The organism is Acuticoccus sp., from assembly GCF_965213555.1.
Lineage (GTDB): Bacteria > Pseudomonadota > Alphaproteobacteria > Rhizobiales > Amorphaceae > Acuticoccus.
Window position 1 is genome coordinate 666,748 of record NZ_OZ243890.1, and the last position, 15,182, is coordinate 681,929.

Sequence of the window (15,182 nt, forward strand, 5' to 3'; positions counted from 1 at the left end):
CTCGGCACAGGGGATGGCCCGGCCGTGCACGCCCGTCCGTCTCGTCGCCGGCGTCCCCGCCGGCCCCTCGGACCGTGAAAGGCGCGATGCGCCAGCCCTGGCCGAGCCTCGCCTCAGGTAAAGAGGAAGTCGTCCGCGCCGAGGTCGCTCGCAACGGTGTCCTGAACGATCACGGTCGTGCCGAACCCCTTGATCTGGGCATCCTCGCCCTTCTGACGAATCTTGAGGTCGGAGATGTCACCGTTCCCTTGCACGTCGAACTCGATGACGTCCCGACCGGAGGCAAAGTCGGTGATCTTGTCCTTGCCGCCGGAGTTGTGGAAGACGAACGTGTCTTTGCCCGCGCCGCCCGTCAGGACGTCCTTGCCAAAGCCACCGGACAACACGTCGTCGCCGCGCCCGCCGACGAGCTTGTCGTTGCCGCGCTCGCCGTTGAGCGTGTCGTCGCCGTGCCCGCCGATCAGCGTGTCGTCGCCGCGGCCGCCGATCAGCACGTCGTCGCCCCGCCCGCCGCTCATCTTGTCAGCGCCGTCGGGGATGAGGACGAGGCTCACGTCGTCGACGACGACGCCCTGGTGGTCGCTCGCCCCGTCGGTCAAGCCCTTCAGGCGCAGCGTGTTGGTGCCGTCGCCGCTGCCGCCGGTCACCTCGAACTCGAACTGCTCGTAGGCGTCGATGGCCTCGGGACGCACGGTCGCGATGAGGTCGCCGTTCCAGAAGACGTTCAGCGTCTCGTCGGGGGCCGCGCTCGGCGCCTGCCAATGTCCGGCGGCGAAGCTGAGAAGGTAGGTCTCACCCGACAGCACGCCGTCGACGGCCTGTGAGATGCTGACGAACTGCGCGCCCTCGGCGCCCATGTCGAGCCAGTAGTCGCTGTCGTCCGCGGGCATGCCGAGGGTGCCGGAACGCACCAACTCTGCATCACCACGAGCACCGTTGCCCCAGCCCGGGATCTTCCCCTCGAAGCCGAACTCGGTGGGCTTCATGCCCTTGGTGAGTTCGAACGAGCCGTTTGTGATCAGGTTGGGCTCGGCAACTCCTGCTGCAGCGTCACCGTACAGCACGTCGTTGCCGGAGCCGCCGGAGATCGCATCGTCACCCGCCCCGCCAGCGATCGTGTCGTTGCCTTTACGACCGGTGATCGTGTCGTTGCCGGACGGACCGGAGAGGAAGTCGTCGCCCTTGGTCCCAACTATCTTTCGGCCACCAGACGTCCAATGAACCGTACGCATCCTACCACCTTTTGCAGAGTTGCGCAGGTTGTACCATCACCTTCCAAATATGGCAACAAAAAGGTGTTTACAAAAACAAGTATGGCATTCTTTGGTTGTTGGATATTATCGTGAGTAACAAGAGGTTGGTACCCCTCGATGTTTCCCGTCGAATTGCTGCTCGGTCGTCTGGAAGTTCGATGCGGCGAGGCTGAAGTCCGGCGGACAAGGTCGTATACGATTAGTATAAATCCAAAGCCGCAGCTTACCGAAGCGCGCCTCACGAGCGGCGACCGGCAAGCGTTTGCAGAAAGGCAAGCTCGCGCCGAACCCTTCCACACCATCGGACAGGTGAACGGACGCGCACGGCCCAGGGGATCGCCCGGCCGTGCACGCCCGCCCGCTCGTCGCTGGCGACCGCCAGCCTGTTGGGCCGAAGGCAGGCGCGTTGCGCCTGCCCTTGCCGAACCGTCGCCTCAGACGAAGAAGAAGTCGTCCGCGGCAAGGTCAGCTGCCACGGTGTTCTGCACGATGATGGTCGTGCCGAAACCCTTGATCTGGGCGTCATCGCCCCTCTGGCGGATGGTGAGGGCGGAGATGTCAGCGCACCACAGCAGGTCGAACTCGATGACGTCCTGGCCCGAGACGAAGTCGGTGATCGTGTCACAGCCGCCGAAGTAGCCGAAGGCGAACGTGTCGTTGCCGGTCCCACCCGTCAGCACGTCGTCGCCGAAGCCACCGGACAGGATGTCGTCGCCGCGCCCGCCGATGAGCTGGTCGTTGCCGAAGCCGCCCACCAGGATGTCATCGCCGCCGCCGTCAGGAAGGTGGACGAGGCTGACGTCGTCGATGACCACGCCCTGATGGTCGCTCGACCCGTCGGTCACGCCCTGGAACCTCAGCGTGTTGGTGCCGTCGCCGCTGCCGCCGGTCACCTCGAACTCGAACTGCTCGTAGGCGTCGATGGTCTCGGGACGCACGGTCGCGATGAGGTCGCCGTTCCAGTAGACGTTCAGCGTCTCGTCGGGGGCCGCGCTCGGCGCCTGCCACTGACCGGCGGCGAAGCTCAGCAGGTAGGTCTCACCCGAAAGGACGCCGGCGACGGCCTGCGAGATGTCGACGATCTGGGCGCCTTCGGCCCCCGTGTCGAGCCAGTACCCTCCGTCGTCTGCGGGCATGCCGACGATCCCGGCGCGCACCACTTCCGCATCGCCACGGGCGCTGTTGATCCAGCCCGGGATCTTGCCCTCGAAACCGAAGTCAGCAGACTTCATGCCGGTGGTGAGCTCGAACGAGCCGTTGGTGACGAGGTTGGGGCCAGTCGCTTCGACTGCACCGTCACCGTACAGGATGTCGTTGCCGAAGCCGCCGAAGATACGATCATCTCCACCACCCCCGGTGATCGTATCGTTGCCGAACAGACCGAAAAGGGAATCGTTGGAATTGGTACCGATGATGTTCCTGTTACCAAACGCCCAGAAAAGCGTACGCATCGTGCCACCCGTTAGAGAGATGGGTGGTGTTTACCATCTATGACCGATTATGGCAACAAAAAGGTGATTTTACGAACCGATATGGGACATTCCGGTTGTCGGAAATAACCGAATGAAGCACAGGTTGGCAGCCGCGGGCGCCTTGCCGTCGTCGCCGTTGGTTCGGCCATCCCAAGATCGGCGGTCAGATGTTGAGGAGGCCCGTGCAGGTTACGGATCGAACGTCAGACCCAAGGACGCAGTTCACCGAACCGCGCCTCGTGGGCGGCGATCGCCTCGCGCTTGTGCAAGGTCAGCGCGATCTCATCGAGGCCCCCCACCAGCATCGCCTTGAGGCCGGGGTCGATCGAAAACGGGATGGGATCGCCGTCCGCGCCGCTCACCGTCTGCGCGGGGAGGTCGACGGTAAGCGTCGCGTTGGCGCCGCGCGAGGCGTGCGCCATCAGCCGCTCCAGCTCCTGCGGGGTCACGACCACCGGCAGCAGGCCGTTCTTGAAGCAGTTCTGGTAGAAGATGTCGGCGAACGAGGTCGAGATCACGCAGCGGATCCCGCGGTCGAGGAGCGCCCATGGGGCGTGCTCGCGCGAGGAGCCGCAGCCGAAGTTGTCCCCTGCAATCAGGATCTCGGCCGCCGCGTACTGCGGCTGGTTGAGCGGGAAGTCGGGGTCGGGTGCGCCATCGGCGGTGCGTGAGATCTCCGCAAACAAGCCCCTTCCGAGGCCGGTACGCCCGATCGTCTTCAGGTAGTCCTTGGGGATGATCATGTCGGTGTCGACGTTGATCATGGGCAGCGGCGCCGCGACGGCGGTCAGCGTGACGAAGGGTTGCATCGCCCGTCTCCTCTCCTCGACCTACTGCGCGGCCGCCGAAGGAGCGCCACCCAGCTCGACGGCGAGCGCGTCCATGTCGTCCCGCAGCTCGTCGCGCAGTGCGTTCGCACGCTCCAGCGAGCCGATCGCGACGTCCAGCCGCTCGGCGGTGTCGTTGAGGCTCTGGGAGAAGCGCTGCGCGACGCGGGGATCTGCGTCACCCCCGTCCCCGTTCTCCTCGACGATGGGAGCCAAGCTCGACAGCGCGGTCCGCAGCGTGGCGACGACCCGGGAGAGGTCGGTGACGACCTCGCTGTTGAGCAGCGACAGCTCCGCCGCGCCGCGCACGACCTCGGGCGAGGCGCCGCCGGCGCGCCGCTCCGTCCGGTCGAGGGCACCGAGGAGGAGTGGCGAGACCGTCAGCAGCCCGCCGAAGAACACCGCGACGAGGACGCCCGACGTCATCCCGCGGACCACGCCGACGAGGAGCGCCCCCACGAGGACGAGGACCCCCCCGCCTAGTGGGACGACCCACTCGAGGTCCTCGACCGTCAGGGTCTCGTAGAGCTGTTCGAACGACATCAAGGCGACCTCCCCGGCGCGCGCGCCCGGCGTGGCGCGACTTCTCCGTCATGGCCCATAACGCGGCTAAGGGCCAGATGGTCGCCCGGTCAGCCGCGCGCCGCGGAGTAGTACTCGGTGTTCGGGCGCATCTTGGTCGCCGTGGCGACGCGGTTCGTCATGTTGAAGAAGGCCGCCACTGCGGTGATGTCCCATACGTCACGGTCGGTGAAGCCGGCGTCGTGGAGCGCCCTGGTCTCGTCCGGGCCGACGAGGTGCGGGGTAAGCGTGACCGCCGAGGCGTACGCGCAGATCGCGGCGTGCCGGTCGGAGAGCTCGGCGGCGTGCCAGTTGGCGACGATGGTGTCGACGAGGATTGGATCGCCGCTCAGCTGACGCAGCGCCGCACCGTGCGCGACGATGCAGTAGTGGCAGCGGTTGGCCGCCGACACGACGACGGCGATGAGCTCGCGCTCGAGCTTGCTCAGGCCCGACGGCCCGAGCATGAGCTCGTTGTACATCTCGGTGAAGGCGCGCAGCTTGGCCTCGTCGAACGCGTAGGCGATGAGCACGTTCGGCACAAGGCCGAGCTTCTCCCGGCACTTCTCGAAGTAGGCTTCGGTCTCGGCCGACAGCTCGGCGCGGGGAAGGTCGAGGGATGTGACGAGTTCATCGCCGGCCATGACTCAACGCCTCCACTGGGGTGCGCGACGCCCGCGCGCAGGAGTTCCAAGGCGCGCCTGATTGGGCAAGGCTCGGCGTCAGCTCGCCGCCTTCAGCTCCACCGATTCGCCGCAGCCGCAGGCCGAAACCTGGTTGGGGTTCTCGAACGTGAAGCCGGAGCGGAACTTGGTCACCTCGTAGCCCATCCGGCAGCCGAGCAGGAACAGCACCGCTGCCTTGTCGATGAACACGCGGGCACCGTCCTCCTCGATCACCTCGTCCTTGGGATCGGCCTCGGCGACCGCGTCCATGGTGTACTCCATGCCCGCGCAGCCGCCCTTCTTGATGCCGATGCGCAGCCCGGCGATGGGAGGGTCCGACCGCCGCATCAGGTCGCGCACGCGCTCGGCGGCTGCCTCCGACAGCGTCATGATCGAGGGACGGCTCATCGGCTCCTCCACACCCGGGACGGCACTAGTACATGTCGAGCGCGACGCGCGCCTCATCGGACATGCGCGAGGGGTCCCAGGGCGGATCGAACACCATGTTGACGTCGACCTGGCCGACCCCGACCACCGTGCCGATGGCGTTCTCCACCCATCCCGGCATCTCCCCGGCGACGGGACAGCCCGGAGCCGTCAACGTCATGTCGACGCGGATCGAGCGGTCGTCCTCGATGTCGACCTTGTAGATCAGGCCGAGCTCGTAGATGTCCACCGGGATCTCCGGATCGTAGACCGTCTTCAGCGCAGCGATGATGTCCTGCGTGATGCGGTCGAGCTCCTCCTCCGGGATCGAGGAGACCGGCTCCGTCACCGCGCCGGTTGCCTGCGAGGCGTTCGTCGCGGGCTCGGTTGCATCGACGACGGAGTCGTGCGGAACGGTCGCAGCGGGCTTGGCGGTGTCCATGGGAGGCTCCTCAAGCGAAGAATCTATGGGCCTTCTCGATGGCCTCCGCAAGGCGGTCCACCTCGGCACGCGTGTTGTAGAGCCCGAACGAGGCGCGGCAGGACGCGTTGATGCCGAGCGCGGCCATCAGCGGCTCGGTGCAGTGCTGGCCTGCGCGCAGCGCGACCCCCTCGCGATCGAGGATCATCGACACGTCGTGCGGGTGCGCGCCGTCGATGTTGAACGCGAACACCGCGCCGCGGTTCGGCGCCTCGCCGTAGAGCGTCAGCGCGTTGATGCCACGCATGCGCTCCCGGGCGTACTGCGACAGCTCCGCCTCGTGGGCGACGACGCCATCCCAGCCGAGCCGCTCCACGTACTCGATGGCCGCACCGAGGCCGATGGCCTGGACGATGGGCGGCGTCCCCGCCTCGAAGCGATTCGGCAGCCCGCCGTACGTCACCTCGTCCTGCGTCACGCTCGCGATCATCTCGCCACCGCCGAGGAACGGCGGCATCTCCTCGAGCATCGCGCGGCGGCCGTAGAGCACGCCGATGCCGGACGGGCCGTAGAGCTTGTGCCCGGTGAAGGCGAAGAAGTCACAGCCGATCTCCTGCACGTCGACGGGGCCGTGCACCGCGCTCTGGCTGCCGTCGACGAGGGTCGCGATGCCACGCTCGCGTGCCATGCGGCAGATCTCGGCGACGGGGTTCACCGTGCCCAGCACGTTCGACATGTGGACGACCGCGACCATCTTGGTGCGCTCGGTCAGCGCCTCCTCGAAGGCGTCCATGTCGAGCGAGCCGTCCTCGTGGATGCCGACCCACTTGAGGACCGCCCCGCGCCGCTCGCGCAGGAAGTGCCACGGCACGATGTTGGAGTGATGCTCCATGACGGTGAGGACGATCTCGTCGCCCTCGCCGACCTCGCGCATGCCCCAGCTCTGCGCGACGAGGTTGATCGCCTCCGTCGAGGAGCGCGTGAAGACGATCTCCTCGCTCGCGAGCGCGTTCAGGAAGCGCCGCACGATCTCGCGCGCGCCCTCGTAGGCCTCGGTGGAGCGGTTCGCCAGCGTGTGCAGGCCGCGGTGGACGTTGGCGTAGTCCTCGGCGTAGGCCTGCATGATGCGGTCCAGCACCGCCTGCGGCTTCTGCGCCGAGGCCGCGTTGTCGAGGAACACGAGCGGCTTGCCGTGCACCTGCTGCGACAGGATGGGGAAGTCGGCGCGCACGGCTTCCAAGTCGAGCGTGCGCGTGAGCGTCAGGTCCATGTGCGGCCTCCCATCTCGGCGAGCGCGGCGCGCAGGTGATCCGCGAGCAAGGCAGAGAGCGTGTCGTCGCTCACCCGGTCGAGGGCCTGGAGCACGAAGGCCTCGACGAGCAGCCTCCGCGCGATGATTTCGGGGATGCCGCGGGCCCGCAGGTAGAACACCGCCTCCTCGTCCAAGTCGCCGGAGGTGGCGCCGTGACCGCACTGCACGTCATCGGCGAAGATCTCGAGCTCCGGCTTGTTGACCACCTCGCCGGTGTCGTCGAGGAAGAGCGCGTTCGACATCATCCGCGCGTCGGTCTTCTGCGCGCCGGGATCGACGACGATGCGGCCTTGGATGATGGCGGTGCCGCCCGCTCCAACGGCGGAGCGGAAGACCTCGGACGAGCGCGAGCCGAGCGCGTCGTGGCGCACGACAAACGTGTTGTCGGCGTGGCGCTTGCCGAGGGCGACGGTGGCGGCGCGGAAGTTGGCCTCCGCATCGTCGCCGGCGACGTGGGCGAACACCTGGCTGCGCGACAGCCCCTTGCCCGTCGTCACCGTGAGGTGCTCGAGCTGCGCCCCCTCCCCGAGCCGCACGTGGAGCGAGGAGAGGTTCACCGCCGCGTCCGACGCCCCTTCGGCGAGGCGCACCCAGTCGACGTGGGCGCCGGGTGCGATGGTGAGCTCGGTCAGCGAGTTGTCGACGGTGCCGGCCTGGCCGATCATGCGCTCGATCACCGAAAGGCGCGCCCCCTCGGCGACCGTCACGGCGACGCGGCCCATGACGAGGTTGTCGCCCGTCGCGACGTGCAGGATCTCGAGCGGCGCGCCCGCCTCCCCGGCCACGTGGACGACGGCGCCGCCGTCGAACAGTCCGACGTTGGCAAGCGTCAGCGGATCGTCGCTGTCGGCGACCAGCGCGCCGACCGTGGACGTGTCGGCCTCGGGGTCGAGGATCGACCGGACCGTGACGTGCGCCGGCGCGGTCGACGCCGGCTCGTCGTAGCGCCCGTTGGCGATGACGATGCGCGCCGCGCCGTCCATCACCGGAGGATGGGCGACGAGAAGCCCCGTCAGCTCCGCCTCCTCCACCGCGGCGGCCATCGGTGGGAGCTGCCGCAGCCGGGTGCGCAGGTCCGTGTAGCGGTACGCCTCCACGCGTCGGTGGGGCAGCCCGGCGGTGGCGAAGCGCTCGAAGGCCCGCGCCCGCGCCTCGGCGAGCGGCGTCTCCGTGAACTGGGCGCGCCGGGTGTTGTAGAGCTCCGAAAGTGCGGTCTCGGCCTCGGTGGGGTTCACCCTCATCACGCGGCCTGGAGGAACTCGGCGTAGCCGCGCGCCTCCAGCTCCCTGGCGAGCTCCGGCCCCCGGACCGGACGATGCGCCCGTCCGCGAGGACGTGCACGCGGTCGGGTTCGATGTAGTCCAAGAGCCGCTGGTAATGGGTGATGACGAGGAAGGAACGGTCCGGCGAGCGCAGCGAGTTGACCCCGTCCGACACGATGCGAAGGGCATCGATGTCGAGGCCCGAATCGGTCTCATCGAGCACGCACATCCTCGGCTCGAGGAGCGCCATCTGCATGATCTCGTTGCGCTTCTTCTCGCCGCCGGAGAAGCCGACGTTGATCGGCCGGCGCAGCATCTCCTGCTTGACGCCGAGCTTGTCGGCCGCCGCGCGCACCGTCTTCATGAAGTCCGGCGTCGACATCGCAGCTTGCCCCCGCGCCTCGCGCTGGGCGTTGAGCGCGGTCTTCAGGAACGTCATGGTCGCCACGCCGGGAACCTCGACGGGGTACTGGAAGGCGAGGAAGAGCCCTGCCGCGGCGCGCTCCTCGGGCTCCATCTCCAGCAGATCCTCGCCGTCGAACGTGATCGACCCCTCGGTCACGTCGTAGCCGTCCTTTCCGGCGATGATGTGCCCGAGCGTCGACTTGCCCGCCCCGTTCGGCCCCATGATGGCGTGCACCTCACCAGGATTGATGGTGAGGGACAGACCCTTCAGGATCTCGCGAGTGGCATCGCCGTCCTCGACGGCGGCGTGTAGGTCGTTGATCTTTAGCATCTAAGCATCTCTTACGTGCGCCTGATGAGCCGGTGTCCGGTCCGACACCCCGCACGTCGCGCGGCGAACCGCGACGGCTTAGGCGGTCAGAACCTTGATGAGGGCGGCGAGGGCGCCGACCAGCGCAGCCAATCCACCGACGATCGTCGCCCCCTGCAGCAAAGGGTAGAGCCGTGTCTCGGTATTGATCTTCGCGATCTCGGCGTCCACCTTCTGAGCGTCGGTCGCCATCCTTACGACTTCAGCGTCCATCCGCTTCGTCGCCTCGGCAATGATTTTTGCCGTCAATGCGTTGAGCTGTGCGATCTCCGCGTCGATCTTGCGCAGGTGAAGCTCGCGCTCGGTTCGGTCGATCGCTTGCCCGGGATCCACGGCATCGACCATCGCAGAGCTACCCCACCGACCCTTCCAGCGACACGCCGATGAGCTTCTGCGCCTCCACCGCGAACTCCATGGGGAGCTGCTGGATGACGTCGCGCACGAAGCCGTTGACGATGAGGGCCACCGCCTCCTCCTCACCGATGCCACGCGAGCGCGCGTAGAACAGCTGGTCGTCGGAGATCTTCGACGTCGTCGCCTCGTGCTCGAACTGGGCCGAGCCGTTCTTCGATTCCACGTAGGGGATCGTCACCGCCGCGCACTTGTCGCCGATGAGGAGCGAGTCGCAGACCGTGAAGTTGCGCGCGCCGGTCGCCTTGCGGTGGGCCTGGACAAGGCCACGATACGTGTTGAGCGACTTGCCGGCCGCGATCCCCTTGGAGACGATCCGGCTCGACGTGTTCTTGCCGAGGTGGATCATCTTGGTGCCAGAATCGATCTGCTGGTGCCCGTTCGAGATGGCGATGGAGTAGAACTCGCCGCGGGAGTCGTCACCGCGCAGGATGCAGCTCGGGTACTTCCAGGTGATGGCGGAGCCCGTCTCCACCTGCGTCCAGGAGATCTTGGAGCGGGCGCCGCGGCAGTCGCCCCGCTTGGTGACGAAGTTGTAGATGCCGCCACGGCCCTCGGCGTCGCCGGGGTACCAGTTCTGCACCGTCGAGTACTTGATCTCAGCGTCCTCAAGCGCGATCAGCTCGACGCAGGCGGCGTGGAGCTGGTTGTCGTCCCGCTGCGGCGCGGTGCAACCCTCGAGGTAGGAGACGTAGGACCCCTTCTCCGCGATGATGAGGGTCCGCTCGAACTGCCCGGTGTTCTGCTCGTTGATCCGGAAGTACGTCGACAGCTCCATCGGGCAGCGCACGCCCTCGGGCACGTAGACGAACGAGCCGTCGGTGAACACGGCGGAGTTCAGCGTGGCGTAGTAGTTGTCCGACTGGGGGATCACCGACCCGAGGTACTTGCGCACGAGGTCCGGGTGCTCGCGGATCGCCTCGGAGATCGAGCAGAAGATGACGCCCGCCTTGGCGAGCTCCTTCTTGAACGTGGTGACGACCGAGACCGAATCGAACACCGCGTCGACCGCAACGCGCCCGTAGGGCTTGGCCGGCGCGCCCTCCTCATCGAGCTCGGACGGCTCGTCCTGCCGGCGCACGCCGGCGAGGATCTCCTGCTCCTTGAGCGGGATGCCGAGCTTCTCGTAGGTGCGCAGGAGCTCGGGGTCGACCTCGTCCAACGACGTCGGGTTGTCCTTCACCTTCGGAGCGGCGTAGTAGTAGATGTCCTGAAAGTCGATCTTCGGGTAGCGCACGGAGGACCATTCGGGCTCCTCCATGGTCAGCCAGCGTCGATAGGCCTCGAACCGCCACTCGAGCATCCACTCGGGCTCGCCCTTCTTGGCGGAGATGAACGCAATCACCTCCTCCGACAGGCCCTTCGGGGCCTTCTCGGACTCGATGTCGGTGATGAAGCCGTACTTGTACTTGTCGACATCGATCGCGGCGACCCGGTCGATGGTCTCCTGGACTGCTGGCATCAATTCCCTCCGCACGGGTTCAAGGCCCGTAGGTTGGACACGTTCTAAGATTTAGGTCAGGTGCTCATTGGCACAATGACCTGTCGAAGCGCCATCAAAAAACGCCGCAGCGCCTCCCGTGCGCCCGTCGGCCCGACGCTGACGCGGATGGCGCACCGGGCAAGCTCCGGCGCGACGCCCATGGCGGCGAGCACGTGGCTCGGCCCCACCTTGCCGGACGAGCACGCCGCCCCCGACGAGACGGCGAAGCCCGCGAGATCGAGCCCGATGAGCGCAACCTCCGCAGGGACGCCGAGCGCGAACAGGCTCGTGTTGGGCAGCCTTGGTGCGTCATACCCGAATATGGTGGCGTTCGCGAACGCGTCGAGGAGGTCTGCCTCGAACTCGTCCCGTGCCGCCGAAGTCTCGGCCCAGGCCGAGGGGTCCGCCGCCGGCTCGTCGAGGGCGGCGTCGAGCCCTGCGATCGCCGCGACGTTCTCGGTGCCTCCGCGGGCGCCGCGCTCCTGCCCGCCGCCGCGCACCAACGCAGGCACGGCCACGTCGCCCCGTCGAATGATCGCACCGACGCCCGCAGGCGCGCCGATCTTGTGGCCGGAGATCGTGACGACGTCGCCGAGGATGTCGCGCTCGGGGAGCCGCCCGAACGCCTGGACGGCATCGGTGTGCAGCACGTCGTCCCCGCGCTCCGCCTCGCGCGAGCGCGCTTGCACCGCGCCGAGGGACTGGATGACGCCGGTCTCGTTGTTGGCCGCCATGACCGAGATCAGCGCGGGGCGCGCATCGCGGGCCAAGACCTCGTCGTAGGCAGCGAGGTCGAGCCGGCCGGCGCCGTCCGCGCCGACCAGCGTCACGTCGCGCCCGATGAAGCGGCCGCCAGCGACGACGCTCGGGTGCTCGGTCGCCCCCACGACCAGCCGCTCGACGCCACGCCCGCCGCGGCCCGTCACTCCGGGTGAGAGCACCGTCGTGTTCGCCTCGGTGCCTCCGGAGGTGAACGTCACGGCGTCCGGCGCGACGCCGAACCGCAGGGCGAGCTTGGCACGGCAGCGCTCGACGATGGCTCGGCTCGCGCGGCCCTCGGCATGGACCGATGACGCGTTGCCGCCGGCCTCGAGCGCCGCGAGCACGGCGCGGCGGGCGGCGAGGGAGGTCGGCGCGCCGGCGTTCCAGTCGAGGTAGAGCCTGGGAGGCGGGGTGCGGGGCAAGGGCTCCTGGGCGCTCCGACGCTGGGTCATTTGCCTTGATCTTGAGGGGTCGCCTGATGGATAACGCGCCTCCTTGCTCAACAGCCAGGTGCCCGATGCCTGAAGTGATCTTCACCGGCCCCGCCGGTCGCCTCGAGGGGCGCGTCCAGGCCTCACCGAACCGGCGGGCCCCCCTCGCCATCGTGCTCCACCCGCACCCGCACTTCGGCGGCACGATGAACCATCAGATCATCTACAACCTGTTCTACATGTTCAAGGAGCGCAACTTCACCGTCCTCCGGTTCAACTTCCGTGGGGTGGGACGCAGCCAGGGCGAGTTTGATCACGGGGCGGGCGAGCTCGCCGATGCCGCCTCGGCCCTCGACTGGCTGCAGGCCGTGCACCCCGAGGCGCAGGGCTGCTGGATCGCCGGGTTCTCGTTCGGGGCCTGGATCGGCATGCAGCTCCTCATGCGTCGACCGGAGGTCGAGGGCTTCATGTCCATTGCGCCGCCCGCCAACCTGCACGACTTCTCGTTTCTCGCGCCCTGCCCATCCTCCGGCCTCATCGTGCACGGCGACCGCGACCGCGTGGCGCTGCCCAAGGATACGCAGACGCTGGTGGACAAGCTGAAGCTTCAGAAGGGCATCAAGATCGAGCACACCGTGGTGCCTGGCGCCAACCACTTCTTCGACAACCAGGTCGACGAGGTCGTCGGCCTCTGCGCCGGCTACCTCGACCGCAGGCTCGGTCGCGTCCCCGAGCCAGCCGCGGCGTTGCCCTCGTCAGCCAGCTGACGGCAGCGTCAGCCGTCCACCGGCGAGGGGCCTCGGCGCGCCCGTCGTCGTGGGGAATGTGATGGGCAGCCCACGCCGCGAGCGTACGGCGAGGTAGGCGAACGCCTCGGCCTCCATCGCATCGGACGAGAACCCGAGGTCGGTCGCCGACGCCACCTTCACCCCCAGCGCCTCCTCGATGAAGCGCACCATGGTGCGATTGTGCGTGCCGCCGCCGCACAGCACGACCGTGGTCGGCGGACGCGGGAGCAGCCGGACGCCGGCGGCGAGCGCCTCGGCGGTGAAGCGTGTCAGCGTCGCAACCCGCTCCGGCAGCGCGAGCCGTGCGACGGGAAAGGGGTCGAACGCGTCGCGGTCCAGCGACTTGGGGAACGGCGCGGCGAAGTAGGGGTGGTCCATGAGCGCGCCAAGCGCCGCCTTGTCCACCATGCCGCGCGCTGCGGTCGCACCACCCGCATCGTAGGGCTCTCCGGCCTCGGACATCGCGTCGTCGATCAGCGCGCTCGCGGGGCCGGTGTCGAAGGCGATCAGCGCCTCGCCGTCGATGAAGGTGAGGTTCGCGACGCCGCCGAGGTTGACGAACATCACCGGCTCCTCGAGCCCCGCCTGCCACGCCAGTGCCCTGTGGTACGCCGGCACGAGCGGCGCCCCCTGCCCGCCGGCCGCGACGTCCGCCGAGCGGAAGTCGGAGACCACGGACACATCAAGCCGCCGCGCGAGTTCGCCGGCCCGCCCGAGCTGCATCGTCATCCCCCGCTCCGGCGCGTGGGCGACGGTCTGCCCGTGCCAGCCGACGAGGTCGACGGTCCCGACCTCGGCGAGGAAGTCCGCGACCGCCGCGCCGTGCGCCTCGGTGACGACGCGCTCCGCCTCGGCGAGCAACGGCGTGCGGTGCGCCCCGTCGGGCGCCGCCGCGGCGTCCGCCATGGCGGCACGGATCGCGGAGCGCTCCGGGGCCGTGTAGGGGCGCATCGCCGACGGGCCACGGACCACCCTCGCCTCGCCGTCGGTCTCGACGAGCGCCACGTCGACCCCGTCCATCGACGTGCCGGAGATGACGCCGACGGCGCGCATGTTGCCCTCAGCGGCGTTCGATGCCACGGCATCGGCCATGGCCCGCTCCGAGTTCATCCGCACCCTCCAAGCCCGTGGCTTCGTCCACGGCATCACCGACGAGGACGGCCTCGACGCCGCCTGTGCCGACGGCACCGTCACCGCCTACATCGGCTTCGACTGCACGGCAGCCTCGCTCCACGTCGGCTCGCTGGTCCAGATCATGCTGCTCCATTGGCTGCAACGCACCGGGCACAGGCCCATCGTGCTCATGGGCGGCGGCACGACCAAGATCGGCGACCCTTCCGGCCGCGATACCTCGCGCCAGCTCCTTACGCCCGAGATCATCGAGGCGAACAAGGGCAGCATCTTCGCCATCTTCGAGCGGTTTGTGACGTTCGACGGCCCGGGTGGCGCCATCGCGGCGGACAACGCGCAGTGGCTCGACGAGCTCGACTACGTCCCGTTCCTGCGCGACGTCGGACGGCACTTCTCGGTCAACCGCATGCTGACCATGGATTCGGTGCGCCTGCGCCTCGACCGGGAGCAGCCCCTGTCGTTCCTCGAGTTCAACTACATGGTGCTGCAAGCCTACGACTTCGTGGAGCTTTATCGCCGGTACGGCTGCACGCTGCAGATGGGCGGGTCGGACCAATGGGGCAACATCGTGTCCGGCGTCGACCTCGGGCGGCGCGTGGAGGGCGCGCAGCTCTACGGCCTGACCTCGCCGCTCATCACCACGGCGTCGGGTGCGAAGATGGGCAAGACCGCCGAGGGCGCTGTCTGGCTCAACGCCGCCATGACGAGCCCCTACGAGTACTGGCAGTTCTGGCGCAACACGGCGGACGCCGACGTGGAGCGCTTCCTCAAGCTGTTCACCACGCTGCCGCTCGAGGAGGTGGCCCGCCTCGCCGCGCTCCGGGGCGCCGAGCTCAACGAGGCCAAGAAGGCGCTCGCCAACGAGGTCACGACCTTGGTGCACGGCGCCGAGGCTGCCACGGCGGCGGCTGAGACGGCGGCGACGACGTTCGAGGCCGGCGGGCTCGCCGAGGGCCTCCCCACGGTGGAGCTGCCGCACGGCGATCTCGTCGGCCTCGGCGTCCTCGCCGCGTTCGTGCGCGCCGGGCTTGCAGCGTCCAACTCGGAGGCACGCCGGGCGGTGCAGGGCGGCGGCGCCAGGGTCAACGACGCGCGGCTGACCAGCGACACGGGCGTCCTCACCGAGTTGGACCTCGTCGACGGCACCGTCAAGCTGTCCCTCGGCCGCAAGCGCCACGCGCTCCTGCGTGCCGTCTGAACGC

Annotated in this window: 15 protein-coding genes and 1 pseudogene; 2 read left to right on the top strand and 14 right to left on the bottom strand. The window is 68.3% G+C overall.

Going from position 1 to position 15,182, the window contains the following annotated elements:
* Window positions 1–113 precede the first annotated feature (113 nt).
* From ACOOE8_RS03420 to ACOOE8_RS03480, 13 genes and pseudogenes are all read right to left on the bottom strand, one after another.
* On the bottom strand, window positions 114–1,232 hold the full coding sequence (locus ACOOE8_RS03420) for a calcium-binding protein (protein WP_420393469.1): 1,119 nt from the start codon (window positions 1,230–1,232) through the stop codon (window positions 114–116).
* A gap of 455 nt (window positions 1,233–1,687) precedes the next feature.
* A complete protein-coding gene (locus tag ACOOE8_RS03425) occupies window positions 1,688–2,704 on the bottom strand; it encodes a calcium-binding protein (protein ID WP_420393470.1) in 1,017 nt (338 codons plus the stop codon).
* Between the two features lie 224 nt (window positions 2,705–2,928).
* Entirely contained in the window at window positions 2,929–3,534 is a 606-nt protein-coding gene (gene leuD / locus ACOOE8_RS03430; RefSeq protein ID WP_420393471.1) for a 3-isopropylmalate dehydratase small subunit, read from the bottom strand.
* A 21-nt stretch (window positions 3,535–3,555) separates the two neighbouring features.
* Window positions 3,556–4,098, bottom strand: a complete 543-nt coding sequence (locus ACOOE8_RS03435) for a hypothetical protein (protein WP_420393472.1) — start codon at window positions 4,096–4,098, stop codon at window positions 3,556–3,558.
* An 86-nt stretch (window positions 4,099–4,184) separates the two neighbouring features.
* On the bottom strand, window positions 4,185–4,757 hold the full coding sequence (locus ACOOE8_RS03440) for a peroxidase-related enzyme (RefSeq protein ID WP_420393473.1): 573 nt from the start codon (window positions 4,755–4,757) through the stop codon (window positions 4,185–4,187).
* 78 nt (window positions 4,758–4,835) lie between these two features.
* Window positions 4,836–5,186 (bottom strand): HesB/IscA family protein, encoded by a 351-nt coding sequence (locus ACOOE8_RS03445; RefSeq protein WP_420393474.1) that lies wholly within the window; start codon window positions 5,184–5,186, stop codon window positions 4,836–4,838.
* 25 nt (window positions 5,187–5,211) lie between these two features.
* Window positions 5,212–5,646, bottom strand: a complete 435-nt coding sequence (locus tag ACOOE8_RS03450) for an SUF system Fe-S cluster assembly protein (RefSeq protein ID WP_420393475.1) — start codon at window positions 5,644–5,646, stop codon at window positions 5,212–5,214.
* Between the two features lie 10 nt (window positions 5,647–5,656).
* Window positions 5,657–6,895 carry a cysteine desulfurase gene (locus ACOOE8_RS03455; RefSeq protein ID WP_420393476.1) on the bottom strand — a complete coding sequence of 413 codons (1,239 nt, stop codon included), beginning with the start codon at window positions 6,893–6,895 and terminating at the stop codon, window positions 5,657–5,659.
* On the bottom strand, window positions 6,886–8,178 hold the full coding sequence (locus tag ACOOE8_RS03460) for a SufD family Fe-S cluster assembly protein (RefSeq protein ID WP_420393477.1): 1,293 nt from the start codon (window positions 8,176–8,178) through the stop codon (window positions 6,886–6,888). The genes ACOOE8_RS03455 and ACOOE8_RS03460 overlap by 10 nt, the downstream gene beginning before the upstream one ends.
* Window positions 8,178–8,935: pseudogene (sufC, locus tag ACOOE8_RS03465) on the bottom strand (Fe-S cluster assembly ATPase SufC). Before sufC ends, ACOOE8_RS03460 begins: the two are co-directional and overlap by 1 nt.
* 78 nt (window positions 8,936–9,013) lie before the next feature.
* Window positions 9,014–9,319 carry a hypothetical protein gene (locus ACOOE8_RS03470; protein WP_420393478.1) on the bottom strand — a complete coding sequence of 102 codons (306 nt, stop codon included), beginning with the start codon at window positions 9,317–9,319 and terminating at the stop codon, window positions 9,014–9,016.
* A 7-nt stretch (window positions 9,320–9,326) separates the two neighbouring features.
* Window positions 9,327–10,847: a Fe-S cluster assembly protein SufB gene (gene sufB, locus ACOOE8_RS03475; protein ID WP_420393479.1), complete on the bottom strand. Its 1,521-nt coding sequence runs from the start codon at window positions 10,845–10,847 to the stop codon at window positions 9,327–9,329.
* A 56-nt stretch (window positions 10,848–10,903) separates the two neighbouring features.
* On the bottom strand, window positions 10,904–12,052 hold the full coding sequence (locus ACOOE8_RS03480) for a cysteine desulfurase family protein (protein WP_420393480.1): 1,149 nt from the start codon (window positions 12,050–12,052) through the stop codon (window positions 10,904–10,906).
* A gap of 95 nt (window positions 12,053–12,147) precedes the next feature.
* On the opposite strand from ACOOE8_RS03480, the gene ACOOE8_RS03485 reads away from it, so the two are divergent.
* Entirely contained in the window at window positions 12,148–12,828 is a 681-nt protein-coding gene (locus ACOOE8_RS03485) for an alpha/beta hydrolase (RefSeq protein ID WP_420393481.1), read from the top strand.
* Here ACOOE8_RS03485 and ACOOE8_RS03490 read toward each other — a convergent pair.
* Window positions 12,817–13,959, bottom strand: coding sequence for an anhydro-N-acetylmuramic acid kinase (locus ACOOE8_RS03490; protein WP_420393482.1), 1,143 nt, complete (start codon window positions 13,957–13,959; stop codon window positions 12,817–12,819). The two genes, ACOOE8_RS03485 and ACOOE8_RS03490, sit on opposite strands and share 12 nt — an antisense overlap.
* Between ACOOE8_RS03490 and tyrS the strand changes: the two genes are divergently transcribed.
* Entirely contained in the window at window positions 13,940–15,178 is a 1,239-nt protein-coding gene (tyrS, locus tag ACOOE8_RS03495; protein ID WP_420393483.1) for a tyrosine--tRNA ligase, read from the top strand. The genes ACOOE8_RS03490 and tyrS overlap by 20 nt on opposite strands.
* Window positions 15,179–15,182: the final 4 nt, after the last annotated feature.

What these genes read in the sequence shown, in the direction of transcription:
- ACOOE8_RS03420 (WP_420393469.1), bottom strand. Translation starts at nt 1,232, where the DNA reads ATGCGTACGGTTCATTGGACGTCTGGTGGCCGAAAGATAGTTGGGACC.
- ACOOE8_RS03425 (WP_420393470.1), bottom strand. Translation starts at nt 2,704, where the DNA reads ATGCGTACGCTTTTCTGGGCGTTTGGTAACAGGAACATCATCGGTACC.
- leuD (WP_420393471.1), bottom strand. Translation starts at nt 3,534, where the DNA reads ATGCAACCCTTCGTCACGCTGACCGCCGTCGCGGCGCCGCTGCCCATG.
- ACOOE8_RS03440 (WP_420393473.1), bottom strand. Translation starts at nt 4,757, where the DNA reads ATGGCCGGCGATGAACTCGTCACATCCCTCGACCTTCCCCGCGCCGAG.
- ACOOE8_RS03445 (WP_420393474.1), bottom strand. Translation starts at nt 5,186, where the DNA reads ATGAGCCGTCCCTCGATCATGACGCTGTCGGAGGCAGCCGCCGAGCGC.
- ACOOE8_RS03450 (WP_420393475.1), bottom strand. Translation starts at nt 5,646, where the DNA reads ATGGACACCGCCAAGCCCGCTGCGACCGTTCCGCACGACTCCGTCGTC.
- ACOOE8_RS03455 (WP_420393476.1), bottom strand. Translation starts at nt 6,895, where the DNA reads ATGGACCTGACGCTCACGCGCACGCTCGACTTGGAAGCCGTGCGCGCC.
- ACOOE8_RS03460 (WP_420393477.1), bottom strand. Translation starts at nt 8,178, where the DNA reads ATGAGGGTGAACCCCACCGAGGCCGAGACCGCACTTTCGGAGCTCTAC.
- ACOOE8_RS03470 (WP_420393478.1), bottom strand. Translation starts at nt 9,319, where the DNA reads ATGGTCGATGCCGTGGATCCCGGGCAAGCGATCGACCGAACCGAGCGC.
- sufB (WP_420393479.1), bottom strand. Translation starts at nt 10,847, where the DNA reads ATGCCAGCAGTCCAGGAGACCATCGACCGGGTCGCCGCGATCGATGTC.
- ACOOE8_RS03485 (WP_420393481.1), top strand. Translation starts at nt 12,148, where the DNA reads ATGCCTGAAGTGATCTTCACCGGCCCCGCCGGTCGCCTCGAGGGGCGC.
- tyrS (WP_420393483.1), top strand. Translation starts at nt 13,940, where the DNA reads ATGGCCCGCTCCGAGTTCATCCGCACCCTCCAAGCCCGTGGCTTCGTC.
- ACOOE8_RS03490 (WP_420393482.1), bottom strand. Translation starts at nt 13,959, where the DNA reads ATGAACTCGGAGCGGGCCATGGCCGATGCCGTGGCATCGAACGCCGCT.